This window comes from Chromobacterium phragmitis (genome assembly GCF_003325475.1).
In the GTDB taxonomy this organism is placed as follows: domain Bacteria; phylum Pseudomonadota; class Gammaproteobacteria; order Burkholderiales; family Chromobacteriaceae; genus Chromobacterium; species Chromobacterium phragmitis.
Window position 1 is genome coordinate 1,620,718 of record NZ_CP029495.1, and the last position, 26,239, is coordinate 1,646,956.

Here is a 26,239-nt window from a genome sequence, read left to right on the forward strand (position 1 = left end):
AAGACTTGTGTTCCAACATGTAGACGCCTATGCCGGCGACCCCATCCTGTCGCTGGTGGAAGCCTTCGGCAAGGACCCGCGCGACCAGAAGGTCAACCTCAGCATCGGCCTGTACTACGACGAAGCCGGCCGCATTCCGCGCCTGAAAGCCGTGGAGCAGGCCGAGGCGCTGCTGGCCAGCCAGCCGCAGCCGCCGTGCACCTACCTGCCGATGGACGGCATGCCGGCCTACCGCAACGCCATCCAGACCCTGCTGTTCGGCGCCGACCACCCCGCGGTGACCAGCGGCCGAATCGCCACGCTGCAAACCCTGGGCGGCTCCGGCGCGCTGAAAGTGGGCGCGGATTTCCTCAAGCGCTATTTCCCGGCCTCCGGCGTCTGGGTCAGCGACCCCACCTGGGACAACCATGTCGCCATCTTCGAAGGCGCGGGCCTGGCGGTGGAGCGCTACCCCTACTTCGACCCAGCCACCCGCGGCGTGGACTTTCCGGCCATGCTGGCCAAGCTGCAGACGCTGCCGGCCAAGAGCATCGTGCTGCTGCATCCGTGTTGCCACAACCCCACCGGCGCGGACCTGACGAACGCGCAGTGGGACCAGGTGGTGGCCGTGGCCAAGGAGCGCCAGCTGATTCCGTTTATGGACATCGCTTACCAGGGCTTCGGCGCCGGGCTGGAAGAAGACGCCTACGCCATCCGCGCCATGGCGGACGCCGGCATCGCCTTCCTGGTCAGCAACTCCTTCTCCAAGATTTTCTCGCTGTACGGCGAGCGCTGCGGCGGCCTGTCCGTGGTCTGCGACGACGCGGCCGAAGCGGCGCTGGTGTCCGGCCAACTGAAGGCCACCGTGCGCCGCAACTACTCCAGCCCGCCGACGCACGGCGCCAAGGTGATCGCCGCCGTGCTGAATTCGCCGGAACTGAAGGCGCTGTGGATTTCCGAGGTCAACGAAATGCGCGATCGCATCCAGGCCATGCGCGGCGTGCTGGTGCAGGTGCTAAAGGAAGCGCTGCCGCAGCGCGACTTCGAATATCTGAAGGACCAGCGCGGCATGTTCAGCTACACCGGCTTCAGCCAGGCCCAGGTGGACCAGCTGCGCGAGCAGTTCGGCGTTTACCTGGTGGGCAGCGGCCGCATGTGCGTGGCCGGCCTCAACACCGCCAACGCGCCGTACGTGGCGGAAGCCTTCGCCAAAGTGCAATAGACGGAACGCCGGACGCCGGCTGGATGCCACGACGGCGGCCCGATGGCCGCCGTTTTTCATGCCCGCGCGCCGCGCCAGCCGTGCGCGGCCGTATCGGCCGCCAGCGCCAGCCAGGCCGCGTCGCCATCCAGTTCAGCCAACCGCAAGGCGCTGAGCGCCAGCTTGAGCGCATGCTCGTTGTCCTGCCGCCGCGCCTGGCGCCGGATCTCCGCCGCATCCGCCGGCCCGCCGCCGGAACGCTCCGGCAGCGTCGGACAGCCGCAATACACGTACACGCCCAGCCATGCCGCCTGCATCTGTCGCGCCGCTTCGTCCGGCACCTCGGCCAGCCCCTCCATCCGGGCCAGGCTGAGCAAAGCCTCCCATAGCGTGACCAGATGCAGCGCGTCGAAGTCGCGGCTGGCGAGAAACAGCCGCAACGCCAGTCGCCGCAGTTCGCGCGCGTCGGCCAGCAGGCCGGCGGGCATGCCGGCCGCCACCTCCGGCAACGCCAGCGCCAGCACGATGTCCTGCCAGATCAGCCGGCTTTCCGGCGGCAAGCGCGGCGGAGACGCCTGCCAACTCGCCAGCAGCGCCGGCAGCGAAAACTCGGCGCGATGCGCCTCCAGATCCAGCCGCAACCAGTGCGACAAGGCATAGGCCAGCGCGGCGTCCACCTCCTCCTCCACGCCGCCGCGGCGCGCGTAAGCCAGCCGGATCAAGCCATGCAGGCCGCCGCTGATCGGCGCGGACCACAACAGCCGCAGCCGCTCCGGCCACAACCGATGCCACTCGCCGTTGCGCCGCTCCCAGGCCAGCCGCCTTCTCCAGACGGCCTCGCTGCCGGAATCGCCCAGCCAGCCGCCGGCATCGTCGATATCCCTGCCGTCGTCGTCCAGCCGTTCCAAATGGCCATGCCGCCGCGCGCGTATGCGCAGCGCGCCCTCGTCCGCGCCCAATTCCGCCAGCGCTTGCAGCGCCATCGGCAAGTGATTGCTCAAGCCATTCTGATAGCCGCCGCTGTAAGGCAGCACTGCTTGCAATATGTCCCGCAACATTGTCAGCCATCCGTTTTTCAAACCGATAGTCTGCCGGGAGGCTTACCGGCATGCCAATTGGATTTCAAGATGCGGGCCATAGCATCCCGCTATGCACTTTCCTTAGAGCGACTTGACGCGAAACGTGTCGCAGGCCGCCATGTCGCCGCTGTCGAATCCGCGGCGGAACCAACGCATGCGCTGTTCGCTGCTGCCGTGGGTGAAAGCGTCGGGACGCACCGCCGCGCCGGCTTCTCGCGCCAAGGTATCGTCGCCGTAGTTGGAGGCGGCGCGAATGCCCTCTTCCTCTTCCCGGAACGCCAGCATATGGCGCTGGTTGGCGTAGTGGCCCCACACGCCGGCCAGGCAGTCTGCCTGCAGCTCTTGCCGCACCGACAGGGCGTTGGCCCGCTTCTTGCCGCCGCGCGACGCCTGCTCGTCCACCTTGTCGGAAATGCCCAGCAGCTTCTGCACGTGATGGCCTACCTCATGCGCCACCACATAAGCCTGGCCGAACTCCGCCTTGCCGCCCAATTCCTTGCGCATCGAGCGGAAGAAAGTGCTGTCGAGATAGACTTTGCGGTCCGCCGGGCAATAGAACGGCCCGATGTTGACATCGCCCTTGCCGCAGCCGCCGGTGCGGATGGAGCCGGTGTACAGCACCAGCTTGGGCGATTGGTAACTGAGGCCTTGCCGGCGGAACAAATCGCCCCAGACATCCTCGGTGTCGGCCAGGATCACTTTCACGAAAGCGGTGTCCCGCTTGTCCTTCTGCGCCCCCGCCGGCTTGGACTTGCCGGCAGGCGGCGCCAATTGCTGGGCGATCTCAGCCTGGCGCGGCGCGGCGGATGCGGCCTGGCTGCCGCCACTATCGGACGAGCTGCCGCCGAACAGCCACCAAACGCCGGCGATCGCCGCCAGCGCCACGCCTATCACCAGCATGCCGCCCAAGCTGGAGCCTGAAGAATCGCCGGACGCCTGGCTGGAACCGTAATCGCCGGCGGAAGCGGAAGAGCCGGCCTGGACATCCTCTTCCTCTTCGCCCTCTTCCTCTTCGCCCTCTTCCTCCTCGCCCTCTTCTTCCTCGCCGTCCTCTTCCTCGCCGTCCTCTTCCTCGTACTCTTCGTCCTCGTACTCTTCGCTGCCGTATTGCCCTTCCTCCGCCAGATCCACATCGGTGCGCAGGTCTTCCACATTGTCGCTTTCGCGTTTGCCTTGCCAGTGCATTTTCTCTCCCGTTCACGGACGATTCGCCCGCCACCCATCCTGCGGCAAGCATTGCGCGGATGAAATTCCACGTCATGAAAATGCAAGCGATTTTACTCTCTTGACGTAGCCGAGAAAATGCGAGGCGCTAGCGGCAATAAAAAAGCCGGCTCCAGAAGCCGGCTGTCTGATTTGAAAGCGGGTGCGTCACCAGACCTCGCCTGGCCGCCAGTCCGTCTCCAGCGAACCGCTCAGGTCCAGCGCGGACGGGGTATGGAACAATCGGTAAATCATCACTTCTTCTTCCGGCGTTTCCACCAGGCTGCCGTTTTCCTGATAGGCCAAGGGGCCCAGCCATAGCTCCCAGCCGCGGCGGGCGTAAAAATCGGCCTCGGACGGCGATAAGGCGGCGATGTCGTAATCGTCGCCTATCAATGCCGGGACGGCAGTCAGGGCCGCACTGCCATACCCCTTGCCCTGCAAGCCCGGCAGGGTGGCCATCGCCTCGATGTAGGCGGAGCGCAGCGGCGGCAGCCCTTCGACGCGCAGCTCGCGCGGCAGCCAGGCCACGTGGCTGACCAGCTCGCCCTCCTCGCTGACCATCAGATGGGTCGCGTCGTCGAGCAAGTCCAGATAAGGCGAAAAATCCTCCTCGTAAGCCTGCGTGCACAGGCTGAGAATGTGGTCGCGCTGCTGCGCGGTCAGGTCGCGGTTAGGCACCACCGCGAAGCTGAGCGAAGACATATGGGTCATGGCGGTCTCCGGTTGTTTGCAAAAGAGGGCCTGGGGCACCAGCCGCTTGAGACCCCTCGCCGCCGCCGGGGTTCAGCCAACCTGTCCTTCCATCCAGTTGATCGGATAGCGTCCGTCGGCGGCATGCGGTGAAACGACGAATACGTCCCATCCCGCGCCCGCGCGGCCCAGCCGCACTGGGCTGTCCTGCGGGAGGCCCAGGACCGGGCCAGCTCCGCGTCGTCGCCCAGCCGGCGCTGATCTTAGCGGTGCGGCCAACGCGCGTCCCGCCCGTCGCCGCTCAGATCATGCGGGCCCACCAGCCGCGTCAGCCGGCGCTTGAGCTCGCGCCAGCGCGAACCGTGGTCGGCGCCCCCGGCCGGCAGCGTCCAAATCGCGTGCATCCGGTCCGGCGGCAACACCCAGCCCTCGATCCGGAACGGGCTCGCCGCAACGCGACGCGGACCCTCTCGTTGGCAAGCACCGCATGCTGGCGCGTGGCGGACACGGTGAAGAAGCAGCAGGCTTCCGGACAGCGTTTTCGATTGGGACGGGGACATCGCATGCCCCAAGCAAAAAGCCCAGAGTAACGGAAACGGGAAGATGGGGGGACCGGCCGAAAGCCGGGGGGAGTGGCATGCCCAACGTTGGGTTTCGCCGCGCTCAGCGCCAACCTGCATGAAAACCAGTTTGCCACGTTAGTCTTTGACCCCGGAACACCACAACCGGAACAAGAACGTGCTTGGGTCATCAGCAGGATGACACATCAAGGTCCAGACGGATGGCAAGCATCAATCTGTTCAATGCATCGTCATGAGCTTGTTTTGAAGGATTCGGATTGGATCTCGCGATTGCATCCTGAAACTGCCAGAGCGCGAGGAGCACACTCTGGGAGGCAACTAGACCGATAGTATTTGCTGCCCTCGCCCAACGCTGTTGTGCCTCAGGAGTTGAATCCGTCCCCACAGTGCCACTGAGCGCATCCAGAAATTCTCGATAATGCTCCAGCTTCTGTTTCCTCCACTCAGCGTCCCGTTCCTTACGCTTTGTCAGAAAAAATGTTACCGCGGCGGCAAGGATGCTTGCCGCCGAAGTTATCGCTGCAACCAAAACTGGAGTATCCATCTCCAAACACCTCCGTCAACACGGGGACTCCGCCAAGCTACTGACCTAGCACTGTGTAGAACCGAACCAATGCGCCCACTTCCCCATCAGCGCAAGCCGGCTCCGAGACCCTTTCCAAGGTCTTAAGAGCCGCTAACAAAACCTCTTGATGCCAGATGCGTATGCCCTCACCTGGCGAAGATGCAACGAAAAGTCATCAGCCAGAAGCTCTGGAAGTCATTGCAGCCGCTACTCTCTCCGCCGCCGCGTTCCCGCCGGGGTGGGAGGCCGCGGCTGGATGATTTTGCTGCCCTCAACGGCATCTTGTTTGTTCTCACTACCGGCATTCCTTGGGAGGACCTCCCGCAGGAACTCGGTTTTGGCAGCGGGATGACCTGCTGGCGAAGGCTGCGGGATTGGCAAGCGCAAGGCATTTGGGACCGCCTACACCTGGCTCTGCTGATACAACTGCGCCAACACGATCAAATTGATTGGAGCCGGGCCAGCATTGATGGGGCTAGCGTTGCCAGCCCCCGGGGGGCCAAGAGACCGGCCCCAACCCCACCGATCGAGGTAAATGCGGCAGCAAACGGCACATCATCGTAGATCGCCGAGGTTTGCCATTGGCGCTGAGCATTACCGGCGCCAATCGGCACGACTCCATGGTCTTCGAAACTTTGGTCGATGCGATTCCTGCCGTTCCTGGCTTGCCAGGACGGCCCAGACAAAAGCCTTACAAGCTGCATGCTGACAAAGGCTATGACTACCGCCGTTGTCGTGCACACCTGAGCCGACGCGGAATCTTGGTGCGAATTGCTCGGCGCGGGGTGGAAAGCAGCGAGAGACTAGGTCGCCACCGCTGGGTGGTAGAACGTACCCATTCTTGGCTAGCTGGCTTCGGCAAGTTGCGCATCCGCTTCGAACGGCGGCTGGATACGCATTACGCCTTGCTCAAGCTGGCTTTCTCATTGATATGTCTGCGATTTGTCGACAGGTTTTGTTAGCGGGTCTAAGCCGCCCCCTGTTTGAGCGGGGCGATGCTAGCGCCCCGCGAGTTGGGCGGCGCCTTGGAAAGGGTTTTGGAGACGGGGTTTCGCCGCGCTGTTGGGGCGGCCTGGGGGCGTTGGGGGGCTGGCCGCACAGCCCCAACCTGCCCGCCGGGCGGAAGCGGTACCCAAGCCATCCCTCCCCGCTGCGGACACAAAACCCATACACATCACAACGAAGCCAGCCAACCCGGCTCATTCAACATAGCAGCCAAACAAAAAGGGCAAGCCTCCCGGCCTGCCCTTTCGATCCACCATTTGACGGTGCGTCGCCCTTTCGGGTGACGCACCCTACCCATCCACGTTACAGCGACGGCAACACCTCGCCGTCCACCAGGCCGTTGAAACGGCCGCTGGCTACCAACACCGCGGCTTTTTCGATATCCGGCGCGAAGTAACGGTCCTTGTCGTAGAACGACACTTGCTCGCGCAACATGCCCTTGGCCGTTTCAAGCTTGTCGCTGGTCTTGTTGGGCGCGCGGAAGTCTATGCCCTGGCAGGCGGCCAACAGCTCCACCGCCAGGATGCCGGCGGTATTGCCCGCCATGTCGCGCAGGCGGCGGCCGGCGAAGGTTGCCATGGACACGTGGTCTTCCTGGTTGGCGCTGGTAGGCAGGCTGTCCACCGAAGCCGGGTGGGCTAGCGACTTGTTCTCGCTGGCCAGCGCGGCGGACGTCACCTGGGCAATCATGAAGCCGGAGTTGACGCCGCCGTTGTTGACTAGGAAGGGCGGCAGCTTGGACAGATTGCTGTCGATCAGCAGCGCCATGCGGCGCTCCGACAACGAGCCGATCTCGGCGATGGCCAGCGCCAGGTTGTCGGCGGCGAAGGCCACCGGCTCGGCGTGGAAGTTGCCGCCTGACAGGATGTCGTTGTCGCCGGCGAACACCAGCGGGTTGTCGGACACGGAGTTGGCCTCCACGCGCAGCACTTCGGCCGCCTGGCGGATTTGCGTCAGGCAGGCGCCCATCACTTGCGGCTGGCAGCGCAGGCTGTACGGGTCTTGCACCTTGCCGCAGTCCTCATGCGATTGCTCGATCTGGCTGTGCGCCAACAAGTCGCGGTACAGGCGGGCGGCGTCGATCTGGCCTTGATGGCCGCGCACTTCGTGGATGCGCGCGTCGAACGGGGTGCGGCTGCCCAGCGCGGCCTCCACCGACAAGCTGCCGGCCACGGTGGCGGACACGTACAGGTCTTCGGCGGCGAACAGGCCTTCCAGCGCGAAGGCGGAGGACGCCTGGGTGCCGTTCAGCAAGGCCAGGCCTTCCTTCGGCGCCAGGGTGATCGGCTCCAGGCCGGCGGAGCGCATCGCCACCGCGCCCGGCACGCGCACCCCGTCGACAAAGGCTTCGCCCTCGCCGATCAGCACCGCGCTCATATGCGACAGCGGCGCCAGGTCGCCGGACGCGCCGACCGAGCCCTTCTGCGGGATCACCGGGTAGATCTGGCGGTTGAACAGGGTGACCAGGGCCTCGATCACCTGGCGGCGGATGCCGGAGAAGCCGCGCGCCAGCGAGTTGATCTTCAGCGCCATCACCAGGCGCACGGTGCTGGCGTCCATCGGCGCGCCGATGCCGGCGGCGTGCGACAGCACGATGGAGCGCTGCAGCAGTTCCAGCTCTTCCGGCGCGATCTTGGTGCTGGCCAGCAGGCCGAAGCCGGTGTTGATGCCGTAAACGGTGCGGCCTTCGGACAGCACCCGCGCCACGGTGGCGGCGGAGGCGTCGATGGCGGCGTGGCTGGACGGGTCCAGCTGCAGTTGCAGGCCGGTTTCACGTGAAACACGGCGCAGGTCGGCCAGCGTCAGTTGGCCCGGTACGATGTTGAGTATGCTCATGGCTTCTGTCTCTCTTGCTTCTTTGTTCTATTGCTTGCGCGCCGCGTGGCGAGCGGCGATGCGCATCGGGGCGGAAAGACCGCCCGGTTCGCCGCCCCCTCGCGCTTACTTCAGCATCGGCAGGTCCAGACCCTGCTCTTTGGCGCAATTCACAGCGATGTCGTAGCCGGCGTCGGCATGGCGCATCACGCCGGTGCCCGGGTCGTTGCGCAATACGCGGCCCAGCCGTTCGGACGCGGCATCCGTCCCGTCGCAGACGATGACCACGCCGGAATGCTGGCTGAAGCCCATGCCCACGCCGCCGCCGTGGTGCAACGACACCCAGGTGGCGCCGCCGGCGGTGTTGAGCAAGGCGTTCAGCAGCGGCCAGTCGGACACGGCGTCGGAGCCGTCGCGCATGCTTTCGGTTTCGCGGTTAGGCGAGGCGACCGAGCCGGAATCCAGGTGGTCGCGGCCGATGACGATGGGCGCCTTCAATTCGCCGTTCTTCACCATCTCGTTGAAGGCCTGGCCCAGGCGGGCGCGGTCTTTCAGGCCTACCCAGCAGATGCGCGCCGGCAGGCCCTGGAAGGCGATGCGTTCCTTGGCCATGTCCAGCCAGTTGTGCAGGTGCGGATCGTCCGGGATCAGCTCCTTCACCTTGGCGTCGGTCTTGTAGATGTCTTCCGGATCGCCGGACAGCGCCACCCAGCGGAAGGGGCCGATGCCTTCGCAGAACAGCGGGCGGACATAGGCCGGCACGAAGCCGGGGAAGTCGAAGGCGTTTTGCACGCCCTCTTCCAGCGCCATCTGGCGGATGTTGTTGCCGTAGTCCAGCGTGGCCGCGCCGCGCGCTTGCAGCGTCAGCATGGCGCGCACTTGCACGGCCATGGATTTCTTGGCCGCAGCGGTGATTTCGGCGGCGGCGGTCTTCTGCTTGTCGCGCCACTGGGCTACGGTCCAGCCCTGCGGCAGGTAGCCGTGCACCGGGTCGTGGGCGGAGGTCTGGTCAGTGACCACGTCCGGGGTGATGCCGCGCGCCACCAGTTCGGCGAACACGTCGGCGGCGTTGCCCAAGAGGCCCACCGACACCGCGCGGCCGTTCTGCTTGGCGTCTTCAACGATGGCCAGCGCCTCATCCAGCGTGGTGGCCTTGCGGTCCACGTAACGGGTTTTCAGGCGGAAATCGATGCGGGTTTCGTCGCATTCGACGGCAATCATGCTGAAACCGGCCATGGTGGCGGCCAGCGGCTGCGCGCCGCCCATGCCGCCCAGGCCGCCGGTCAGAATCCAGCGGCCTTGCGGCTTGCCGCCGAAGTGCTGGTTGGCGACGGCGAAGAAGGTCTCGTACGTCCCCTGCACGATGCCCTGCGAGCCGATGTAGATCCAGGAGCCGGCCGTCATCTGGCCGTACATCATCAGGCCCTTTTTATCGAGCGCGTTGAAGTGCTCCCAATTGGCCCAGTGCGGCACCAGATTGGAGTTGGCGATCAGCACCCGCGGCGCGTTTTCGTGGGTCTTGAACACCCCGACCGGCTTGCCGGACTGCACCAGCAGCGTCTCGTCGTCTTCCAGCCGCTGCAGGGTTTCCAGGATCTTGTCGTAGCATTCCCAATTGCGGGCGGCGCGGCCGATGCCGCCGTACACCACCAGGCTTTGCGGATGCTCTGCCACTTCGGCGTCCAGATTGTTCTGGATCATCCGGTAGGCGGCTTCAGTCAGCCAGCTTTTACATGTGAGCTGGTTGCCGCGCGGCGCGCGGATGTGGCGGGAAGCGTCAAAACGTGGGTCGGTCATGGTTCTCTCTCCTCTGTTTTCCTTGAATCGCGCGATCGTCAACGGCGCAGGTGGCGGCTCAGGCTCCAGGCCAGCCGCGCCGCCGCCTTGGCGCCATGGCTGTCGATATCGAATGCGGGATTGAATTCCACCAGGTCGGCGCCGGCGAGCTTGCCGCTCTTGGCGATGCGCGAGGCCAGCGCCTCCACCACGGCGATGTCGACGCCGTAGCCGGCCGGGGCCGACACCGCCGGCATCTGCGCCGCCGGCAGCACGTCCAGGTCTATGGTCAGGTAGACGGCGTCCACGCTGTCGAGAAACTCGGCCAGCTGGCCGCGGATGTCGGCCAGCTGCCAGCCGTTCATGTCGGTGTCCAGCCGCCATTCGGCGTTCAGCGCGCGGGCGGTGTCGAACAGCGCCTGGGTGTTGGCGGTTTCGGCCACGCCCAGGCACAGGTAGCGGAACACGCGGCCATGGCGGGCGCAGTCGGCGGCGATCTGCGCGAACGGCGTGCCGCTGGTGGCCTCGGGAGCCTCGCGCAGGTCGAAGTGGGCATCGAAATTGATTACCCCGATGCGTTTGTCCGGATGCGCGGCGGACAGGCCCAGCCAGTGGCCGTAGGCGGTTTCGTGGCCGCCGCCCAGCACCAGCGGCAGATGGCCGGCGGCGATCACTTGCGCCACTCGCTCGCCCAGGCGCTGCTGCGCGGCGGCCAGATCGCCATCGGCGCAGGCGACATCGCCGGCGTCGTACAAGGGCAAGGTCGGGTGCCAGGCCAAGTTGGCCAGCGCCTTGCGCAAGGCCTGCGGGCCGGCGGCCGCGCCGACGCGGCCCTGGTTGCGGCGCACGCCCTCGTCGCAGGCGAAGCCGATGATGGCGATGCCGAGCGCGCCGCTCTCCGGCAGCGGCTGCACCGCCTGGTGCCAGCGCTTGGCCGCCTCGCCTTCGGCCGCGTCCACGCGGCCGGTCCAAACCTTCATGTCCACCATCTGCATGCTTCCTTTATTGCCGTCCCGGCCGGAAGCGCGCTGGCGTCCGGCGGGCCGAACGGTGATCAGTCTATAGATTGCGCCGCGCCGCGGAACACGCGCTGCTTCAGCAACGGCACGCCCACGCTGTAGGCGATTTCGGCCGGGTGGCCGATGTCCCACACCAACAGGTCAGCCACGCAGCCGGCGGCCAGCCGGCCGTGGGTGTCGCCACGGCCCAGCGCGCGCGCCGCGTGGCGGGTGACGCCGGCCAGCGCCTCTTCCGGCGTCAGGCCGAACAAGACGCAAGCCTGGTTCATCGCCAGGCGGATAGACGCGAACGGGCTGGTGCCGGGGTTGAGATCGGTGGACACCGCCATGGCCACGCCGGCGGCGCGCAGCTTGTCCACCGGCGGCTTCTGCGTCTCGCGCAGGAAATAGAAAGCGCCGGGCAGCAGCACCGCCACGGTGCCGGCGCGGCGCAGAGCCTCCACGCCGGCGTCGTCCAGGTATTCGATGTGGTCGGCCGACAAGCCGCCGAACTCGGCCACCAGCTCCGCGCCGTGCAGATTGGACAGCTGCTCGACATGGCCCTTCACCTTCAGGCCATGGGCGCGCGCCGCCTCGAACACGCGGCGGGTTTGCGCCGGGCTGAAGCCGACGGATTCGCAGAACGCGTCCACTGCCTCGGCCAAGCCGGAGCGGGCGACGACTGGGAGGATGGATTCGACCACCAGATCGACATAGCCATCGGCGTCGCCGGCGTATTCCGGCGGCACCGCGTGCGCGGCCAGCAAGGTGGCGGCCACCTCCACCGGCAGCGAATCCTGCAGCCGGCGCGCGGCGGCCAGCTGCTTCAGCTCGTCGGCCTGGGTCAGACCGTAGCCGGACTTGATCTCCACCGTGGTCACGCCCTCGGCCATCAAGGCCTTCAACCGCGGCAGGCTGGCCAGGGCCAGCTCTTCTTCGTCCAGCCAACGGGTGGCGCGGACGGTGGAGACGATGCCGCCGCCCTCGGCGGCGATCTGCTGGTAGGGCACGCCGGCGAGCCGCTTTTCCCACTCCGCCGCCCGGCTGCCGCCGTACACCAGATGGGTGTGGCAGTCGATCAGGCCCGGCGTGATCCAGCGGCCCTGCAAGTCGAACACCTCGCCGTCGAAAGACGCGGCGTCCGCCTCGGCCTGCGGCAGCACCGCCTCGATGTGGCCGTCCCGCAACAGCAAGGCATGGCCTTCCAACGCGCCGTAAGGCGCGGCGTGGGCCGGGTCCATGGTGGCCAGCCTGGCGTTGAGCCACAGGCTGGGGCGGTGAGCTTGAATCGGCGGCATGACAGTCTCGCGCAGTGATTTGTATATACAATTACGCGCATGGATTGGCGCTGTCAAGCCAACCGTTTGTAAAAACTTCTACAAATCATTGATGTTGCACGGCAATAAAAAAGGCTGCCGAGCGGCAGCCTTGTTCGCATCGCTTAATTGTATATACCGTTTACTTCTTCACTCGCGTTTGCGAGCGCAGCTTGTAGCGCAGCCCCGGATGGGTGAGCCGGGCGAAACTGACCAGCTTCTTGTGCGACCACGTCCGCCTCAGCACCAGCAGGCAAGGTTCGGCCGCGGCGATGCCCAGCAGCGTCTGCTCGGCCACGCCCGGCAGCACCGCTTCCACGCTATGCTCGATATCGGTGAGCGGGCAGCTTTGCATCAGGTAGTCGTTGGGCGTGCGCTCGGAAAAGTCCTGCTTCAGATAGTCCGGCGCGAATGCCGGATTGACGTAGCGGTCTTCCAGCTGGATGGGCACGTCGTCCTCGCAATGGACGATCAGCGAGTGGTAGACGATGCCGCCCGCGCGCATGCTGAGCCGCAACGCCACCTCTTCGTTGGCCGCCGCAGCTTCCAGCAGGATCACCTGGCCGCTGTGGCGATGGCCGCGCGCCTCGATCTCGGCGGCGATATTGTTGATGTCGAGCAGCGGCGATTCCGCCTTGCGCTCGGCCACATAGGTGCCGTCGCCGGCGAAGCGCAGCAGGATGCCGGCCTCGGCCAGATCGCGCACCGCCTTGTTGACCGTCATCCGGGACACGCCGAACTGGCGCGCCAGCTCCAGTTCCGGCGGAATCTTGCAGCCGGGCAGGAAATGGCGGTCGCGGATGCCGGACAGAATGTAGTCCTTGATGCGCTGGTAACGGGGTTGGGCGGAGTCTGACACCGTGGCTCCAATCGTACGGGAATGGCTGATTGTAGCGCGGACGGCCGCGATGCTGGCTGATCCAGCGCAGATAAAGGGAGGCGAAACCATGATGACCTTGCCCCAATGGCTGGCGGCCTACGATGAAAGCCACCGCCATCCGTTCAACATCGCCATGCACAAGCTGTGCGTGCCGCTGATCGTCCTATCGTTGCTGGGCATGCTGACGGCGCTGCCCGGCCCGCTGCCCTGGGCCTGGCTGGCGACGCTGGCCGTCGTCGCCTGGTATTGGCGGCTGTCGCCGCGGGCGGCGCTGGTGATGGCCATATTGGGCGGCTTGGCGCTGCTGTCGCTGGCTTGGCTGCGAGACGCCGGCCTGCCGCTGGGCCAGGCGTCGCTGCTGGTGTTCGTCCTGGCCTGGATAGGCCAGTTTTGGGGCCACGCGCGCGAAGGCAAGAAGCCGTCGTTCACCCAGGATCTGCAATTCCTGCTGATCGGCCCCTTGTGGACGCTGCGCGCCGTGTGGCGGCGGCTGGGTCTGATCGATTGAAAAGCGGATCCGCCGCAGCACGGCGCGGCCGGCGCGCGCTATCATCGGTCTTTTCCCGATTCCGATGGAGCGCGCGATGTTCCTTCCGCAAGGCCTGAGCCTGGCCCCCCTGGCGCCCGGCGTCGAGCAGATCCTGATGGCCGGCGACGGCTTTTCCGCCCGCATCGCCCTGTTGGGCGGCCAGTTGATAGATTACCGCCGCGACGGCGACGCGCCGCTGCTCTACCTGTCGCCGCGAACCGCGTATCAGCCGGGCAAGGCGATACGCGGCGGCGTGCCGGTGTGCTGGCCCTGGTTCGGCCCGCATCCGTCCGACGCCTCCCTGCCGGCGCACGGCGTCGCGCGCCAGCAGGTATGGGCCTTGCGCGAAGCAGGCCGCGACGGCAACGTGTTCCACGTGAAACTGGACGGCCCCCGCCACGGCGGCCTGGCCGCGGAACTCGCTTTCCGCATCGGCCCGGACGGCGTCGAGATCGCGCTCGACACCCGCAACGACGGCGAAGCCGCGCAAACCGTCAGCGCCGCGCTGCACAGCTACTTCGCGGCGTCGGACATCGATCACATCAGCCTGCTGGGACTGGAGGGCGCGCCGGCGCACGACAAGGTGGCCGACGCCCGCATCGCCATGCCGGCCGGCCCTTTCCGCTTCGACGGCGAAGTCGACCTGATCGCGTACGCTGACCGCGCCGTCACGCTGCGCGACGCCGGCTGGCGGCGCGGCGTCGTCGTCCAGCCGGAAGGCTCGGCCAGCGCCGTGGTGTGGAACCCGGCGCCGGCCAAAGCCCAACGGCTGGCCGACCTTCCGGATGAGGACTGGCGCCGCTTTGTCTGCGTCGAAACCGCCAACGCCGGCGAGGACGCGCGGACGCTGGCGCCGGGCGAGCGCCACCGGCTGGCTTGCCGCCTGCATTTCTCTTGTCACGACTAGGGGTTATAATCGCCCGTTCGAGACCGCCGCCGCGAGTCAGCTCCGGCGGCGCTTCCCAGGCAACCCGGACCTCCGCAATGGCACGACCCGACAAGATTTCCCGCTTTCTTCCGCTCACCTTTGCCAATGGCAACAGCGTGCGCCGCTTCGGCAAGCATTGCCCGCAATGCCGCGCCATGGTGGGCGCCGAGCATATGGAAGGGCTGGCCAGCCTGATGCACGGCAAGATTTACCTGTCCGCCGAAGCCTGCTGCCCGCAATGCGAGCAGCGTTTCCCGGTGGCCTGCGTGATCACCGAGGACAAGCGCGTGCACCGCGTGCTGCTGCCCTTGTGGATCTTCCGCCTGTGGATGAAATCCGCCACCCGCCACGACCCGCAGCCCAGCGACAATGACCGCTGGGAGCTGGAACAGGCCGACAGCGCGCCCAAGGGCCTGACGCTGCCGGCCGACGCCGAGGTGGTTCGCTCGGAGGAAATCCTGGGCCGCTTCCAGGGCGAGCCGATCTGCGCCTGGATCGAGTACCAGGGCCAGCGTTTCGTGTTCGACCGCGCCGCGCCCGACAACAACCAATCCCTCAGCGCCAGCGAACTGCTGCTGGAAGGCCGGCTGATCTACCGCCAGCAATAAGGCCGCGCGCCCGCCAAGGCGAGTCAGAGCTTGTCCTTGCCATCCGCCGTCCGGCCCACGCCTGCACCCGGCGGCGGATTCGGCGCCTTCCGCGGCGTCACGCCGCATGCTTGGGCCAGCATGTCCAACGCTTGCGATACGGCCGCCATCGCCTGATACGCATCGGCGGTCCCTGCCGCGCCGCCATTCGCCTCGCGCTTTTTGGCGTCGGCCCGCCATTTGCGGATGATCTGGCCCAGCATCGCTCGCTGGGCCTGCAGAATCTCCAGCGCCTGCTCGTCCGCCAATGCGCCCTCTCCTTCCTGCAACGCTTTGCCGGCGCGCACGCACCTCACTTCGCTTTGAATCATGCTCATTGCTTGGTCTCCGAACATCCCCGCGCTGAAACGCGCATTTCCGTCATGCCGCCATCCACCCCGCGCGCGGAGCCAGCCACCGCGATTGGCGGTCGACGGCGTCGCCAGCATGTGAAACGGCCGGACACGGCCGGCCGTTTCGCATTTCAAACCGTACTCACTTCACGCTGGCCGGATAATGGCCAGCCACCCAGCTTTCGAAGCGGTCGAACATCGCCGCGTCGCCTTCCGCGTTGTCGGCGATCCGCTCCGCGCCGTGCACCAGGCGGATATGCGCGTCCAGATCGGCCGGGTATTGCGCCGGATAGTCGCGGGCGGCGGCTTCGGCGATCAGCCGCTGCGCCTCGGCCCAGGCCTCGGCCGCGCTCTGGTTGCAGCTGTCTGCCAGATAGCGCGCGTTGAACGGCTCGCCGGTCAGGCGCACCAGGGTGGCGTTGTGGTTGATGCTGTTGCCCGGGCCCCAGTAGTGCTCGGCCAGCAGCGGGCCGATGGCCGGGTTGTCGGTCAGGTAGCCGAACTTGCCGATGAAGTAGGCGCGGGTCTGGTACACCGCCATATTGGCCAGCAGATAGCCGTGATAGGCGGCGGCCGATTCCTGGTTCAGCAGGTGCGGAATCGCCATCAACGGGCGCGGGCTGACGTCCACGCCCAGGATGCGCTTCTCGCAATCGCGCGCCAGCCGCAGCACGCGCTCGGCGGAGAGTTCGCTCTCCGGCAACGCGTACAGCGCGCGTTCGAAGTAAGCGACGACGGCGATGGAGCGCTCGGCATAGGCGGCGAACGGCTGCGTCGCCTCGATGCGCGCGCGGATCAGCTCGTCCGGGATGGCCTCGCCCTTGCTATCGCGCGCGTAGCGCTTCAGCCAGTCGGCGTCTTCCAGCAGGCTGTCGCAGAACATGCTCTGGGTTTCGGCGTAAGCCATGGAAGTGGGCGCGAACTCCTGCGAGAAGCACGGCGAATTCTGCGTCACATTGGCGAAGTGCGCGGCATGGCCGCCTTCGTGGAACAGGGTGTTGATGGCGCGCGCGCCGCTGCCCACCTGGTCCGGCTTGGCCTCGGCGGTGAAGTTGATCTGGCCCGGCACCCACTGGACGCCGTCATAGAAGGCCGGGATCGGGCCGTGGCAGAAGCCGTTCTGATACTTGCCCTCGCGCTCCACCAGATCCAGCTGCATGGTGGCGCCGCGATACTGGATGCCCAGGCGGCGGAAGCTCAGCACCCAGCGCTCCACCGCCTTGGCGAAGGGCAGGTAGGGGTCCATCTGGCGGGTCACGTCGCCGCTCATGTGGAAGCGCAGGTTGTGGCCCGACAGCGCGTCCGCGCCGTGTTTGGCCTGCAGATCGTCCAGCGCGCGTTGGTTGGCGTCGCGGGTGCGCGCCTCGAAATCGTCCAGAATGGCGAACAGCTGATCCGGCGTCATCTGCTCGTTTTTCTTGACCTTGTATTCGAAATAATCGGCGTAGCCCAGGCTGCGCGCCAGCGCGTTGCGCTTGCTCACGATGGCGAGGAAGCCGTTGTCCAGCGCCCAACGCTCCAGCGCCAGGTAAGCGTCCAGCGAGCTCTTGCGCGCCGCCTCGTCGCGGTTGGTGCCCAAGTTGGTGCTGAGCATGCTCAGCGTCGCCTCTTCGCGCTCTCCAGCCTCGTTGAGGTGATGCATCTTGTAAGCGCGGCGCTTGGCGAACAACGCGGACTCCAGCTCCACCAGCTCGGTCATCAGTTGGCGCGCTTCGTCGCTTTCAATGATGTTGCTGTCGAACAGCGCCAGCCAGCCCTTGAAGCCATGCAGCAAGGCGTCGCGCTCGGCATCGGCCGGCAAGGCCTGCAGCTCGGCGATGGCGTCCTTGGCGCGCGCCAGCCGCGCCGGGCTGGAAATGAAATCCTTGTAGGCTGCCTCGGCGCGGACGAAGCCTGCGTCGTCGTCGGACACCGCCATATAGGTGTCCCAGAACAGGTCTTCCTTGGCCTTGTGCACGGCCAGGTACTCGTGGTTGAGCGCGTCGAACTCGCGGCGCAGCGCTGCCAATGCGGTCATTGCCTTTGTCTCCTGATTAGAATGGCGCAGCCGCTGAAAACGACAACGGCATGCATGAGCAAGTTTCATTTCAGACTGTCAGCAAGGTCAAGCGAATACTGAACTTTGTCGTCAAATAGCATGATTCTTGCGCATTGCTCGCTCAGCAGGCCGGACGATATTCGACGCGGTGCGCCTCGGTCGCCAGCGGCACTTCCCAGTGGCTGAGCATGCGGTCTATCGCCTGGTTGGGCAGCGTGCTGTCGCGGCGGCTGTTGCGCGCCTTGATTTCGCGCTCGCCGTGCTCCAGATAAATGATGCTGACCTCGGCGTGATAGGCGTACAGCAAGTCCAGCGTCTTCTTGCGCATGCGCTCGGACAGATGGGTGGCGTTCCAGATGAACGGCGCCTGGCTTCTCAGCAGCGCCTTGGCCCGGTCCACCGCCAGATGCACGGCGGCGCCAGCGCGCGGGCCGTGTTTCAGCCCCAATTCGGCGCGCGCGTCATCGTAGGAAATCACCGGCAATCCGCCGCCCTCCGCGCGCGTCCAGCTGTCCTTGCCGGAGGCCGGCAAGCCGGACAGCATCACCACCCGGGAACCGGAAGCCTGATAGAACGGGTAGTCGGGCGCGATGCCGCCGCCGGCGCGGAAATAGGCGATGCGGGTATGCTCGTCGGCGAAGGCGCGCGGCGCGTCCAGGCAGCCCTCCTCCCTAGCCAGCTCTCGAAACAGCTCGATATCGTCCAACACCTTGCGCTGGTCGGCGCAGACCCGGCCCAGCATGTCCGCCTCGGCCAGCGCCGCCAGCTCGCGCAGCGATACTTCCCAGGACAACTTGCGCGCCAGATATTCGGCGTCATGGCCGCTGCGGTCGCCGCGTATCGCGTAAAACGGCAGCAGGTGCGCCGCCACCAGGCGGCACACCCGCTCACGCAAGGCGAACGGCACGCCGGCTCGCCACATCAGCACCCGCGCGTCCACCGCGCCGCGGCGGGAATGGCCGGCGCTGGTGACGCGGCCATCCGGCTGCGTCACCGTGCACGGCGGCTTGGCGATGTCGTGCAGCAAGGCGGCGTAAAACAGGACGAAGCGCCGCTCGGCGTCGCCATTCCAGTAATCGGGCAGCTCCAGCATCCGCTCGCATACCATGCGGGTGTGGGTCCATACATCGCCTTCGGCATGATGAACCGGGTCCTGCGGCGTGGCGTCCAGCTCGCGCAGCGCCGGTATCGCCAGCCGCAGCGCCTGCCAGTCCGGCTCGCCGGCCGCCGGCGTCAGCGCGGCCAGGTCCTGATAGCTCGTCATCGCGGCTCTCCCGGCCAAGCCCAGTCCGCCGCCTCGCGCTCGGCGAACAGGTCGATCCCCGTTGCCAGCTGGTTGGGCACGATGGGCCGCGACTGCCAGTGGCTGTCGTTATCGGCCATGGTCTGCAGGAAATCGGCGCGCACCCATTTGTAGCGCTCCACGGTTTCCTCGCCCTCCTCCACCTTGATGTACAGGCCTTCGGCCAGATCGGAGGCTTCGGTTTCGGCCAGCGCGCGCTCGGCGTCCAGTCCCTGCCGGCGGGCGGCCTGCCGCAAGGCGTCGCGCCAGGCCGGCGATTTGGCCAGGGACGGCCGGATCAGCGCCAGCAGATCAGAAAGACGGCGCGGCGCCGGACCGGCATACAGCACCGGCACCGATACCACCGGCGAGCGCGCCTGCTGCGCCAGCACGCGGCGGCGCGCCGGCGTGGACAAGAAGCGGCCGGTTTCGGCGTCGTACAGATCGAACTCCAGAAAAAGATGCGGCAAGCGGTCGTAAAACACCGTGTGCTTGGCATGCATCCACTCGCCGTACATCAGGTAGCGCGCGCCCAGCAGCCCGCGCAGGCGCGCCTCGTGCGCGGCCGCCCAGGTTTTGAACAGCGCGAAATGCTTCTCGCGGCCGCCGCCGCTCAGGTAATGACCGCGGCTCTGCAGCCGCATTGCGCCGTCTTCGGCGAAGCGTAGGCCGGCGTTGGCGCCGTCCATTTTTTCTTCCACCACGATGTGGCGGCCCAGCAGCGCCGCATACGGCGTCTGGTCTCGGTCCTCGTCTCCCGGCTGCAGGCGCGAGCCTTGCAGATGCGGGGTGCGGGGATACTTGATGATGGTATCCATGATCAGGGTCTTTTCTTGTTGTTATCGAATGGCGCGCGCCCTCCCGGACCGCGCCTGGCCCGCCGCGCTCAGGCGGCGAGCAGCAAGTCCAGCCGGCGGCCGTCGCGCAGCGGCTGCATGTCGAAGCCCAGCTTCCGCGCCAGCGACAGCATCGCCACATTGCCGGGCGCGCAATGGGCGCGGATGCGGCGGCACGCCAGCCGCTCGCGGCCGAAGGCCAGCATCAGCCCCGCGGCTTCAACCGCGTAGCCTTGCCGCCAGGCGGCTTCGGCCAGCTCGATGCCGAATTCGGCCTCGCCGGCGTCCACGCCGCGCAGGCCGGCCGAACCGATCAGCGCGCCGTCGGCGCGGACGATGGCCAGCTGCCAATCGCGGCGCGGCGACTGTCTTTGCTGCGCCAGAAAGCCGCTCAGCAAGCGCGCGCTGAAGTCCGCGCGCGTCTGCTCCACCGCGTAATGGCGGCCGAAAGCGGCCCCGCGGCGCACTGCTAGATACGCGTCCAGATCCGACGGCAGGAAATCGCGCAGCCGCAGCCTGCCGTTCGGCTCGGCCAAGGTCAGCATGAGCCATGCTCCAGCCGGCGTTGGTCTACGCGCTGTTCCAGCCGCTGCCTGCGCAGTTGCTCTTGATCCGCCAGCAGTTGTCGCCGCGGCGTTTCGGTGTAAAGGGTGGACGGGGAAACGGGCTCGTCGCCGAGCATGTCGCGCAGCAAGTGGCGCGACAGGATAAAGATCGATGCCATGATGGCGGTACCTGTAAAGAGCGATGAAAGAGCGAGGAGCTGCGCGCGCCGGGCGGCGCCGCGGCTCCGATATGTTCCCGCGCTCAGGGCGCTTTTCAGGATGCGCGAAGGCGGGAGCGCGCAGTCTGCTCCCGCCGATGGCCATTCGTCAAGCATAAGCGGGCAAGCGGGCCGGACTCACCACCGCCGGCGAATCTCCCGGACCGGCGCGCGCGCGGCGCGCCAGCGCCACAGTCCGGTGCGCAACGCGGCATCCATCAGGCCCAGTTGCAGGCCCACCATCACCGCGTACAGCAGCATGCCCCAGCCCACCGGCATCCACGGCACCGCCCACTCGCTCAAATGCGGATACAACAGCCAGGCCAACAGCAGGCCGGCAACCAAGGTGAGCTCCACCGCGCGCCAGGAGCGCGTGCGCAGCGCCAGCCGGACGCCGATGTCGGTCAGAAAGAACACCAGGCAGAGCAGGTAGAGTTCCATTGTCGATTCCCCGAAACCGCGGACGGCGTCGCCGCGGGATGGCTCCGCTGTCCTACATTATCCAGCGCCTGCCGCCTCCCGCGATTCCGGCGCTTCGCTCCCCCTGTTATGCGGTTTATAGCCAAACCCGTCCAAACTACCAGTCCTGTTCTGCATGCAAATGATCTATGTAACCGGCATTGGCGAATCACATTGTCAGACAAAATACGAAAAGCATCGATTCCATAGCGCTTCAGTACAATGTTCTCTCTCTCCCGGCCTCACTATTCTGCGAGGGTCGGCAAACCACCCTCCAGGAGCCACCACATGGCCACCAGCACCCAAGGACACATCCTCGCGCTGCAAGGCAGCGTCAAGGCAATCGGCATCGACGGCAAAACACGCCTGCTGAAAGTGGGCGACATCCTGCTCCCCGGTGAGCAGCTGCAGCTGGAGAACGGCGCCGCCATCGACATCGGCCGGACCGACGGCCAGACGATTCACATCGACGGCACCCGCCAAGTGACGCTGACCGAAGAAGTGCTGCGCCCGCAGCATGCCGACGCCACCGAAGCCGCCATCGCTCCGCTGGCGCCGGAAGCCCAGCAGATTCTCGCCGCGCTGGACAATCCCAACCCGGGCCCCAACGCCAATCCTTTCGACAATCTCGACCCCGCCGCCGCCGGCCTGAACGATCCGGGCGGCGAGAACAGCGGCCACTCCTTCATCCGCATCGGCCGCATTTCGGAATCCCTCTCCAGCCTGTCGCTGGACAGCGCGCCGGTTTCAGCCGCGGCGACGCAGTCCTCTCTGGCCGCGGCCAATGCAACGCCGGACTCGCCGCCGTTCTTCACCAACGCCAACGGCGCGCCGCTGGGCAGCGATCTGAACGTCACCACCAAGGAAGACACCCCGGTCAGCGGCGCGCTGACCGCCAGCGATCCGGACGGAGATCCGCTCACCTTCGTCAAAGGCTCCGATCCCGCCCATGGCGTGGTCATCGTCAATCCCAATGGCAGCTGGACCTACACCCCGGGGCAGGACTACAACGGCAACGACGCCTTCACCGTCACCGTCAACGATGGCCGCGGCGGCACCGCCACCGTCACCGTCAATGTCGGCGTCACTCCGGTCAACGATCCCCCGGTCTTCGGCGGCAACGATCATGGCGTCGTGGTCGAGGATGACGTCACCCAGGTCAGCGGCACCCTGGTGGTCAAAGACCCCGACGCGGGCGAGTCCGGCTTCCAGCCGCAGGCCGACATCACGGTAGACTACGGCACCTTCCATTTCGACAGCGGCACCGGCCAGTGGACCTTCACCCTGGACAACGCCAAGGCCCAGGCGCTGACCAACGCCGACCGTTTCGACCGCGCCTTCACCGTCCAGTCGCTGGACGGCACCACCCATACCGTCACCGTCACCATCCAGGGCAAGGACGATGCCGCCATCATCACCGGCGACAACGGCGCCGTCACCGAGGACAAAAACGTCTCGGCAAGCAACACCCTGGACTACGACGGCAAGCTCAACATCGTCGATCCCGACCAAGGCCAGGCGGTGTTCAACGCCGCCCGCGTGGACAGCCAGGCCGGCAATCTCGGCAGCCTCACCATCGATGCCGCCGGCAACTGGCACTACAGCGTCGACAACGCCAAGGTCCAATACCTGGGACAGGGCGATACCCGCACCGAGTCGTTCACCGTCTACTCGCAGGACGGCACGTCCCACAACGTCGTCGTCGTCGTCAACGGCGTCAACGACCCCGCCAAGATCGGCGGCGCTGGCGACATCGGCGACGGCACCGTCAAGGAAGACACGCCGGCCCAAACGGTGGCCAGCGGCAAACTGACCGTGGCCGATGTCGATCAGGGCCAGGCCCAACTGCAGCCCTCCCAGCAAGTCACCGACTACGGCACCTTCCAGGCCAGCGCCGACGGCACCTGGACCTTCACCATCAACAACGGCAGCGACAAGGTGCAGGCGCTAGGCGAGGGCGACACCGTTCCGCTGCAATTCACCGTCACCTCCAAGGATGGCAGCGCCACCTCCGTGGTCACCATCCATGTGCTGGGCACCAACGACGCCGCCGTGATCGGCGGCGCCGACAATGGCACCGTGATAGAAGACAAACTATTGGATGTGGGCGGCTCGCTCACCGTAAAAGATGTCGATCAAGGGCAATCGTTCTTCCAGGCGCAATCCGGCACCAAAGGCACCTACGGCACGTTCAGCATCGACGCCAGCGGCAACTGGAAGTACGACCTCAACAACAGCGACCCCGCAGTCCAAGCGCTCAACCAGGGCGAGTCCCGCATCGAATCCTTCACGGTCAAGAGCGCTGACGGCACCCCCTCCACCGTCACCGTCACCATTCTCGGCACCAACGACCCCGCGATCATCACCCCGCACACGCCAGACGACGGCCATGGACAGGTCAAGGAAGACACCGTCCTCACCACCCAGGGCAAGCTCGACGTCACCGACGTCGACACCGGACAAGCGTTCTTCCAGGCGCAAAACAACACCACCGGCACCTACGGCGCGTTCAGCATCGACGCCAACGGCAACTGGCATTACAACCTCAACAACAGTGATCCCATCGTCCAGGCACTGAATGAAGGCGAGTCCCGCATCGAATCCTTCATCGTCAAGAGCATCGACGGCACCACCTCCACCGTCACCGTCACCGTCGTCGGCACCAACGACATCCCGGTGTTCTCCGGCGCCGACCACGGCGCCGTCACCGAGGACCTCAACGTCTCCGCCGCCAACACCCTCGACTACATCGGCAAGCTCAACGTCGTCGACCCCGACCAGAACCAGTCGGCAATCGACCCCAGCCGCGTCGGCAGCCACGCCGGCAACCTCGGCAGCCTCACCATCGACGACGCCGGCAACTGGCACTACGCCGTCGACAACGCCAAGGTCCAGTATCTGGGACAGGGCGACACCCTCACCGAGGTCTTCACCGTCTATTCCAAGGACGGCACGGCCCACGACATCACCGTCATCGTCAACGGCGTCAACGACATCCCGGTATTCTCCGGCGCCGACCATGGCGCGGTTACCGAGGACTTCAACGTCTCCGCCGCCAACACCCTCGACTACATCGGCAGGCTCAACGTCGTCGACCCCGACCAGAACCAGTCGGCAATCGACCCCAGCCGCGTCGGCAGCCGCGCCGGCAACCTCGGCAGCCTCACCATCGACGCCGCCGGCAACTGGCACTACGCCGTCGACAACGCCAAGGTCCAGTATCTGGGACAGGGCGATACCCTCACAGAGGTCTTCACCGTCTATTCCAAGGATGGCACGGCCCACGACATCACCGTCATCGTCAACGGCGTCAACGACATCCCGGTATTCTCCGGCGCCGACCATGGCGCGGTTACCGAGGACTTCAACGTCTCCGCCGCCAACACCCTCGACTACATCGGCAAGCTCAACGTCGTCGACCCCGACCAGAACCAGTCGGCAATCGACCCCAGCCGCGTCGGCAGCCGCGCCGGCAACCTCGGCAGCCTCACCATCGACGCCGCCGGCAACTGGCACTACGCCGTCGACAACGCCAAGGTCCAGTCTCTGGGACAGGGCGATACCCTCTCCGAGGTGTTCACCGTCTATTCCAAGGACGGCACGGCTCACGACATCACCGTCATCGTCAACGGCGTCGACGACCTTTCCGTCATCACTGGCCAGGATCAGGGTAGCGTCACAGAAGACCTGAATGTTTCCGCCGCCCAGACGCTGGACTACGCCGGCAAGCTCGACATCACCGATGTCGACCAGCACGACAAGCCTGCCTTCGACCCCTCCCGCATCGACAGCCAAGCCGGCAATCTTGGCTCACTCGTCATTGACGCCGTCGGCAGCTGGCACTACCAAGTCAACAATGCAGATGTCCAGTATCTCGGCCAGGGAGAAACCAAGCTTGAAACCTTCACCGTCTACGGCATAGATGGCTCCAGCCATGCCATCACCGTCATCGTCAATGGCGTCAACGATATCCCGGTGTTCTCCGGCGCCGATCACGGCGCCGTCACCGAGGACCTCAACGTCTCCGCCGCCAACACCCTCGACTACATCGGCAAGCTCAACGTCGTCGACCCCGACCAGAACCAGTCGGCAATCGACCCCAGCCGCGTCGGCAGCCGCGCCGGCAACCTCGGCAGCCTCACCATCGACGCCGCCGGCAACTGGCACTACGCCGTCGACAACGCCAAAGTCCAGTATCTGGGACAAGGCGACACTCTCACCGAGGTGTTCACTGTCTATTCCAAGGACGGCACCTCCCACGACATCTCCGTCATCGTCCACGGCGTCAATGATTCCGCTTTGTTCACGGGCAACTTTACTGGAACCATATTCGACAACAGTCAAAACGCTCCTGTGAAAGGACATATCAACGTATTCGACGTCGATCAAGGCCAGTCGAGTTTCCAATCTCAAAACGATGACGTTCGGCAATATGGCACTTTCACATTCAACAATGTGACTGGCGACTGGACGTTCACCGTTAACGATGCCGCCAAGGCACTCACTTATGGACATAATCAGTCATACACCTTCACTGTCACGTCCTTCGACGGCACCACACAAGACATAGCAATCACCATTATTGGAACGAACAACCTTGCTCCCATCAGCGGCAACGTCCAGGGAGCCGTGACCGAAAATCCTGCCACCGGCATCGCGCTCGAAGCCTCTGCTCCGAACAAAGCAACATCCTCCTCCCATCATGCCGACGCGGTTTCACGTGAAACCAGCAACGTCGTCGCCGCGGCCGGCCACGCCAAAGCTGGCTCCGGCGAGCTCGCCGCCGCTGAGAACCATCCGTACGGCGCGGCTAGCCATGAGTCCAGCATCGTCTACGGCGCGCAGAAAGCCGCCGATGCCGCCGGCGACAGACCAAGCCCATCCCTCGCCCACGACGCGCCACAGTCCGCCGACAGCCGCGTCAGCCACGCCGCGCCGGACAGCCACCACCCGGCGGCAGCCGATGCCGGGGCTCGCGGCGGCGCGGGCATCGACACCTTCAAATGGACGCTGGGCGAGCCAAGCGCCGCCGCCAAGCCGGAGCCGGCGCGGAACGGGGTGGCCGATCACGGCCCGCGGGGCGAGAAGGACGCGCTGGACCTGAAGGACTTGCTGCCGGAAGGCGGCCACCGCGCGGCGAGCCTGGACAGCTATCTGAACGGCCACAAGGAAGGCGCGGACGCGGCGGCGGAGGCCCGCCACCCGAGTCCGGGCGCGCCGGCGGCGCCAGGGCCGGAAAGCGTCGAGCTGGCGCACGCCGCCGTGCTCAGCGACGCGCAGCTGCTGAAAAACCTGCTGGGCCACGGCCAGCAACACGCCGAGTAAGGCCTGGTT

At 66.0% G+C, this 26,239-nt stretch carries 23 protein-coding genes; 6 read left to right on the forward strand and 17 right to left on the reverse strand.

Going from position 1 to position 26,239, the window contains the following annotated elements:
* Nucleotides 1-7: 7 nt before the first annotated feature.
* Nucleotides 8-1,201, forward strand: coding sequence for an amino acid aminotransferase (locus tag DK842_RS07690; RefSeq protein ID WP_114060926.1), 1,194 nt, complete (start codon nucleotides 8-10; stop codon nucleotides 1,199-1,201).
* 56 nt (nucleotides 1,202-1,257) lie between these two features.
* Here DK842_RS07690 and DK842_RS07695 read toward each other — a convergent pair whose 3' ends face one another.
* The 5 genes from DK842_RS07695 to DK842_RS22925 form a co-directional block, all read right to left on the reverse strand.
* Nucleotides 1,258-2,238: a questin oxidase family protein gene (locus DK842_RS07695; protein ID WP_114060927.1), complete on the reverse strand. Its 981-nt coding sequence runs from the start codon at nucleotides 2,236-2,238 to the stop codon at nucleotides 1,258-1,260.
* A 102-nt stretch (nucleotides 2,239-2,340) separates the two neighbouring features.
* Complete coding sequence (ypfJ, locus tag DK842_RS07700) at nucleotides 2,341-3,444, reverse strand: KPN_02809 family neutral zinc metallopeptidase (RefSeq protein WP_114060928.1); 1,104 nt, start codon at nucleotides 3,442-3,444, stop codon at nucleotides 2,341-2,343.
* Between the two features lie 186 nt (nucleotides 3,445-3,630).
* Nucleotides 3,631-4,176, reverse strand: coding sequence for a GNAT family N-acetyltransferase (locus DK842_RS07705; RefSeq protein WP_198414655.1), 546 nt, complete (start codon nucleotides 4,174-4,176; stop codon nucleotides 3,631-3,633).
* Nucleotides 4,177-4,418: 242 nt separating this feature from the next.
* Nucleotides 4,419-4,559, reverse strand: coding sequence for a hypothetical protein (locus DK842_RS23375; RefSeq protein ID WP_168194840.1), 141 nt, complete (start codon nucleotides 4,557-4,559; stop codon nucleotides 4,419-4,421).
* Nucleotides 4,560-4,905: 346 nt separating this feature from the next.
* Nucleotides 4,906-5,280, reverse strand: a complete 375-nt coding sequence (locus DK842_RS22925; protein ID WP_145963991.1) for a hypothetical protein — start codon at nucleotides 5,278-5,280, stop codon at nucleotides 4,906-4,908.
* A gap of 180 nt (nucleotides 5,281-5,460) precedes the next feature.
* Between DK842_RS22925 and DK842_RS07710 the strand changes: the two genes are divergently transcribed.
* A protein-coding gene (locus DK842_RS07710) for an IS5 family transposase (RefSeq protein ID WP_114060661.1) occupies nucleotides 5,461-6,263 on the forward strand; the annotation gives its coding sequence in 2 pieces (ribosomal slippage) (nucleotides 5,461-5,788 and nucleotides 5,788-6,263; 804 coding nt in all).
* A 346-nt stretch (nucleotides 6,264-6,609) separates the two neighbouring features.
* Here the strand turns inward: DK842_RS07710 and hutH are convergent.
* The 5 genes from hutH to hutC all read right to left on the reverse strand — a co-directional run bounded on the left by hutH (nucleotide 6,610) and on the right by hutC (nucleotide 13,070).
* Complete coding sequence (gene hutH / locus DK842_RS07715; protein WP_114060929.1) at nucleotides 6,610-8,142, reverse strand: histidine ammonia-lyase; 1,533 nt, start codon at nucleotides 8,140-8,142, stop codon at nucleotides 6,610-6,612.
* Nucleotides 8,143-8,247: 105 nt separating this feature from the next.
* Nucleotides 8,248-9,918: a urocanate hydratase gene (hutU, locus tag DK842_RS07720; protein ID WP_114060930.1), complete on the reverse strand. Its 1,671-nt coding sequence runs from the start codon at nucleotides 9,916-9,918 to the stop codon at nucleotides 8,248-8,250.
* A 38-nt stretch (nucleotides 9,919-9,956) separates the two neighbouring features.
* Nucleotides 9,957-10,886: a formimidoylglutamase gene (gene hutG / locus DK842_RS07725; protein ID WP_114063670.1), complete on the reverse strand. Its 930-nt coding sequence runs from the start codon at nucleotides 10,884-10,886 to the stop codon at nucleotides 9,957-9,959.
* A gap of 65 nt (nucleotides 10,887-10,951) precedes the next feature.
* On the reverse strand, nucleotides 10,952-12,193 hold the full coding sequence (hutI, locus tag DK842_RS07730; protein ID WP_114060931.1) for an imidazolonepropionase: 1,242 nt from the start codon (nucleotides 12,191-12,193) through the stop codon (nucleotides 10,952-10,954).
* Nucleotides 12,194-12,353: 160 nt separating this feature from the next.
* Entirely contained in the window at nucleotides 12,354-13,070 is a 717-nt protein-coding gene (gene hutC, locus DK842_RS07735; RefSeq protein WP_198414656.1) for a histidine utilization repressor, read from the reverse strand.
* Nucleotides 13,071-13,158: 88 nt separating this feature from the next.
* On the opposite strand from hutC, the gene DK842_RS07740 reads away from it, so the two are divergent.
* The 3 genes from DK842_RS07740 to DK842_RS07750 all read left to right on the forward strand — a co-directional run bounded on the left by DK842_RS07740 (nucleotide 13,159) and on the right by DK842_RS07750 (nucleotide 15,156).
* On the forward strand, nucleotides 13,159-13,599 hold the full coding sequence (locus tag DK842_RS07740; RefSeq protein WP_114060933.1) for an Mpo1 family 2-hydroxy fatty acid dioxygenase: 441 nt from the start codon (nucleotides 13,159-13,161) through the stop codon (nucleotides 13,597-13,599).
* 76 nt (nucleotides 13,600-13,675) lie between these two features.
* A complete protein-coding gene (locus DK842_RS07745; protein ID WP_114060934.1) occupies nucleotides 13,676-14,527 on the forward strand; it encodes a D-hexose-6-phosphate mutarotase in 852 nt (283 codons plus the stop codon).
* A 77-nt stretch (nucleotides 14,528-14,604) separates the two neighbouring features.
* A complete protein-coding gene (locus DK842_RS07750) occupies nucleotides 14,605-15,156 on the forward strand; it encodes a hypothetical protein (protein ID WP_114060935.1) in 552 nt (183 codons plus the stop codon).
* Between the two features lie 23 nt (nucleotides 15,157-15,179).
* On the opposite strand, the gene DK842_RS07755 is transcribed toward DK842_RS07750, so the two are convergent.
* From DK842_RS07755 to DK842_RS07780, 7 genes are all read right to left on the reverse strand, one after another.
* Nucleotides 15,180-15,512 (reverse strand): hypothetical protein, encoded by a 333-nt coding sequence (locus DK842_RS07755; protein ID WP_114060936.1) that lies wholly within the window; start codon nucleotides 15,510-15,512, stop codon nucleotides 15,180-15,182.
* Between the two features lie 157 nt (nucleotides 15,513-15,669).
* Nucleotides 15,670-17,544, reverse strand: coding sequence for a M3 family metallopeptidase (locus DK842_RS07760; protein WP_114060937.1), 1,875 nt, complete (start codon nucleotides 17,542-17,544; stop codon nucleotides 15,670-15,672).
* A gap of 142 nt (nucleotides 17,545-17,686) precedes the next feature.
* Complete coding sequence (locus DK842_RS07765; RefSeq protein WP_114060938.1) at nucleotides 17,687-18,829, reverse strand: AAA family ATPase; 1,143 nt, start codon at nucleotides 18,827-18,829, stop codon at nucleotides 17,687-17,689.
* Nucleotides 18,826-19,665, reverse strand: coding sequence for an RNA ligase family protein (locus DK842_RS07770; RefSeq protein ID WP_114060939.1), 840 nt, complete (start codon nucleotides 19,663-19,665; stop codon nucleotides 18,826-18,828). Before DK842_RS07770 ends, DK842_RS07765 begins: the two co-directional genes overlap by 4 nt.
* 68 nt (nucleotides 19,666-19,733) lie before the next feature.
* Nucleotides 19,734-20,228: a GNAT family N-acetyltransferase gene (locus DK842_RS23380; protein WP_168194842.1), complete on the reverse strand. Its 495-nt coding sequence runs from the start codon at nucleotides 20,226-20,228 to the stop codon at nucleotides 19,734-19,736.
* Nucleotides 20,222-20,407, reverse strand: a complete 186-nt coding sequence (locus tag DK842_RS23385) for a hypothetical protein (RefSeq protein ID WP_168191848.1) — start codon at nucleotides 20,405-20,407, stop codon at nucleotides 20,222-20,224. Before DK842_RS23385 ends, DK842_RS23380 begins: the two co-directional genes overlap by 7 nt.
* A 177-nt stretch (nucleotides 20,408-20,584) precedes the next feature.
* Nucleotides 20,585-20,887, reverse strand: a complete 303-nt coding sequence (locus DK842_RS07780; RefSeq protein WP_114060941.1) for a hypothetical protein — start codon at nucleotides 20,885-20,887, stop codon at nucleotides 20,585-20,587.
* Between the two features lie 306 nt (nucleotides 20,888-21,193).
* Here DK842_RS07780 and DK842_RS07785 point away from each other — a divergent pair, with 306 nt between their 5' ends.
* Nucleotides 21,194-26,230 (forward strand): retention module-containing protein, encoded by a 5,037-nt coding sequence (locus tag DK842_RS07785; RefSeq protein WP_168194843.1) that lies wholly within the window; start codon nucleotides 21,194-21,196, stop codon nucleotides 26,228-26,230.
* The last annotated feature ends 9 nt before the right edge of the window (nucleotides 26,231-26,239 follow it).

Excerpts from the sequence above, each read along its gene's own strand:
- ypfJ (WP_114060928.1), bottom strand. The coding sequence starts at position 3,444 with ATGCACTGGCAAGGCAAACGCGAAAGCGACAATGTGGAAGACCTGCGC.
- DK842_RS23380 (WP_168194842.1), bottom strand. The coding sequence starts at position 20,228 with ATGCTGACCTTGGCCGAGCCGAACGGCAGGCTGCGGCTGCGCGATTTC.
- DK842_RS07750 (WP_114060935.1), top strand. The coding sequence starts at position 14,605 with ATGGCACGACCCGACAAGATTTCCCGCTTTCTTCCGCTCACCTTTGCC.
- DK842_RS07760 (WP_114060937.1), bottom strand. The coding sequence starts at position 17,544 with ATGACCGCATTGGCAGCGCTGCGCCGCGAGTTCGACGCGCTCAACCAC.
- hutH (WP_114060929.1), bottom strand. The coding sequence starts at position 8,142 with ATGAGCATACTCAACATCGTACCGGGCCAACTGACGCTGGCCGACCTG.
- DK842_RS07785 (WP_168194843.1), top strand. The coding sequence starts at position 21,194 with ATGGCCACCAGCACCCAAGGACACATCCTCGCGCTGCAAGGCAGCGTC.
- DK842_RS07745 (WP_114060934.1), top strand. The coding sequence starts at position 13,676 with ATGTTCCTTCCGCAAGGCCTGAGCCTGGCCCCCCTGGCGCCCGGCGTC.
- DK842_RS07755 (WP_114060936.1), bottom strand. The coding sequence starts at position 15,512 with ATGAGCATGATTCAAAGCGAAGTGAGGTGCGTGCGCGCCGGCAAAGCG.
- hutG (WP_114063670.1), bottom strand. The coding sequence starts at position 10,886 with ATGGTGGACATGAAGGTTTGGACCGGCCGCGTGGACGCGGCCGAAGGC.
- DK842_RS07765 (WP_114060938.1), bottom strand. The coding sequence starts at position 18,829 with ATGACGAGCTATCAGGACCTGGCCGCGCTGACGCCGGCGGCCGGCGAG.
- DK842_RS23375 (WP_168194840.1), bottom strand. The coding sequence starts at position 4,559 with ATGCACGCGATTTGGACGCTGCCGGCCGGGGGCGCCGACCACGGTTCG.
- DK842_RS07695 (WP_114060927.1), bottom strand. The coding sequence starts at position 2,238 with ATGTTGCGGGACATATTGCAAGCAGTGCTGCCTTACAGCGGCGGCTAT.
- DK842_RS23385 (WP_168191848.1), bottom strand. The coding sequence starts at position 20,407 with ATGGCATCGATCTTTATCCTGTCGCGCCACTTGCTGCGCGACATGCTC.
- DK842_RS07705 (WP_198414655.1), bottom strand. The coding sequence starts at position 4,176 with ATGACCCATATGTCTTCGCTCAGCTTCGCGGTGGTGCCTAACCGCGAC.
- DK842_RS22925 (WP_145963991.1), bottom strand. The coding sequence starts at position 5,280 with ATGGATACTCCAGTTTTGGTTGCAGCGATAACTTCGGCGGCAAGCATC.
- DK842_RS07770 (WP_114060939.1), bottom strand. The coding sequence starts at position 19,665 with ATGGATACCATCATCAAGTATCCCCGCACCCCGCATCTGCAAGGCTCG.
- DK842_RS07780 (WP_114060941.1), bottom strand. The coding sequence starts at position 20,887 with ATGGAACTCTACCTGCTCTGCCTGGTGTTCTTTCTGACCGACATCGGC.
- hutI (WP_114060931.1), bottom strand. The coding sequence starts at position 12,193 with ATGCCGCCGATTCAAGCTCACCGCCCCAGCCTGTGGCTCAACGCCAGG.
- DK842_RS07740 (WP_114060933.1), top strand. The coding sequence starts at position 13,159 with ATGATGACCTTGCCCCAATGGCTGGCGGCCTACGATGAAAGCCACCGC.
- hutU (WP_114060930.1), bottom strand. The coding sequence starts at position 9,918 with ATGACCGACCCACGTTTTGACGCTTCCCGCCACATCCGCGCGCCGCGC.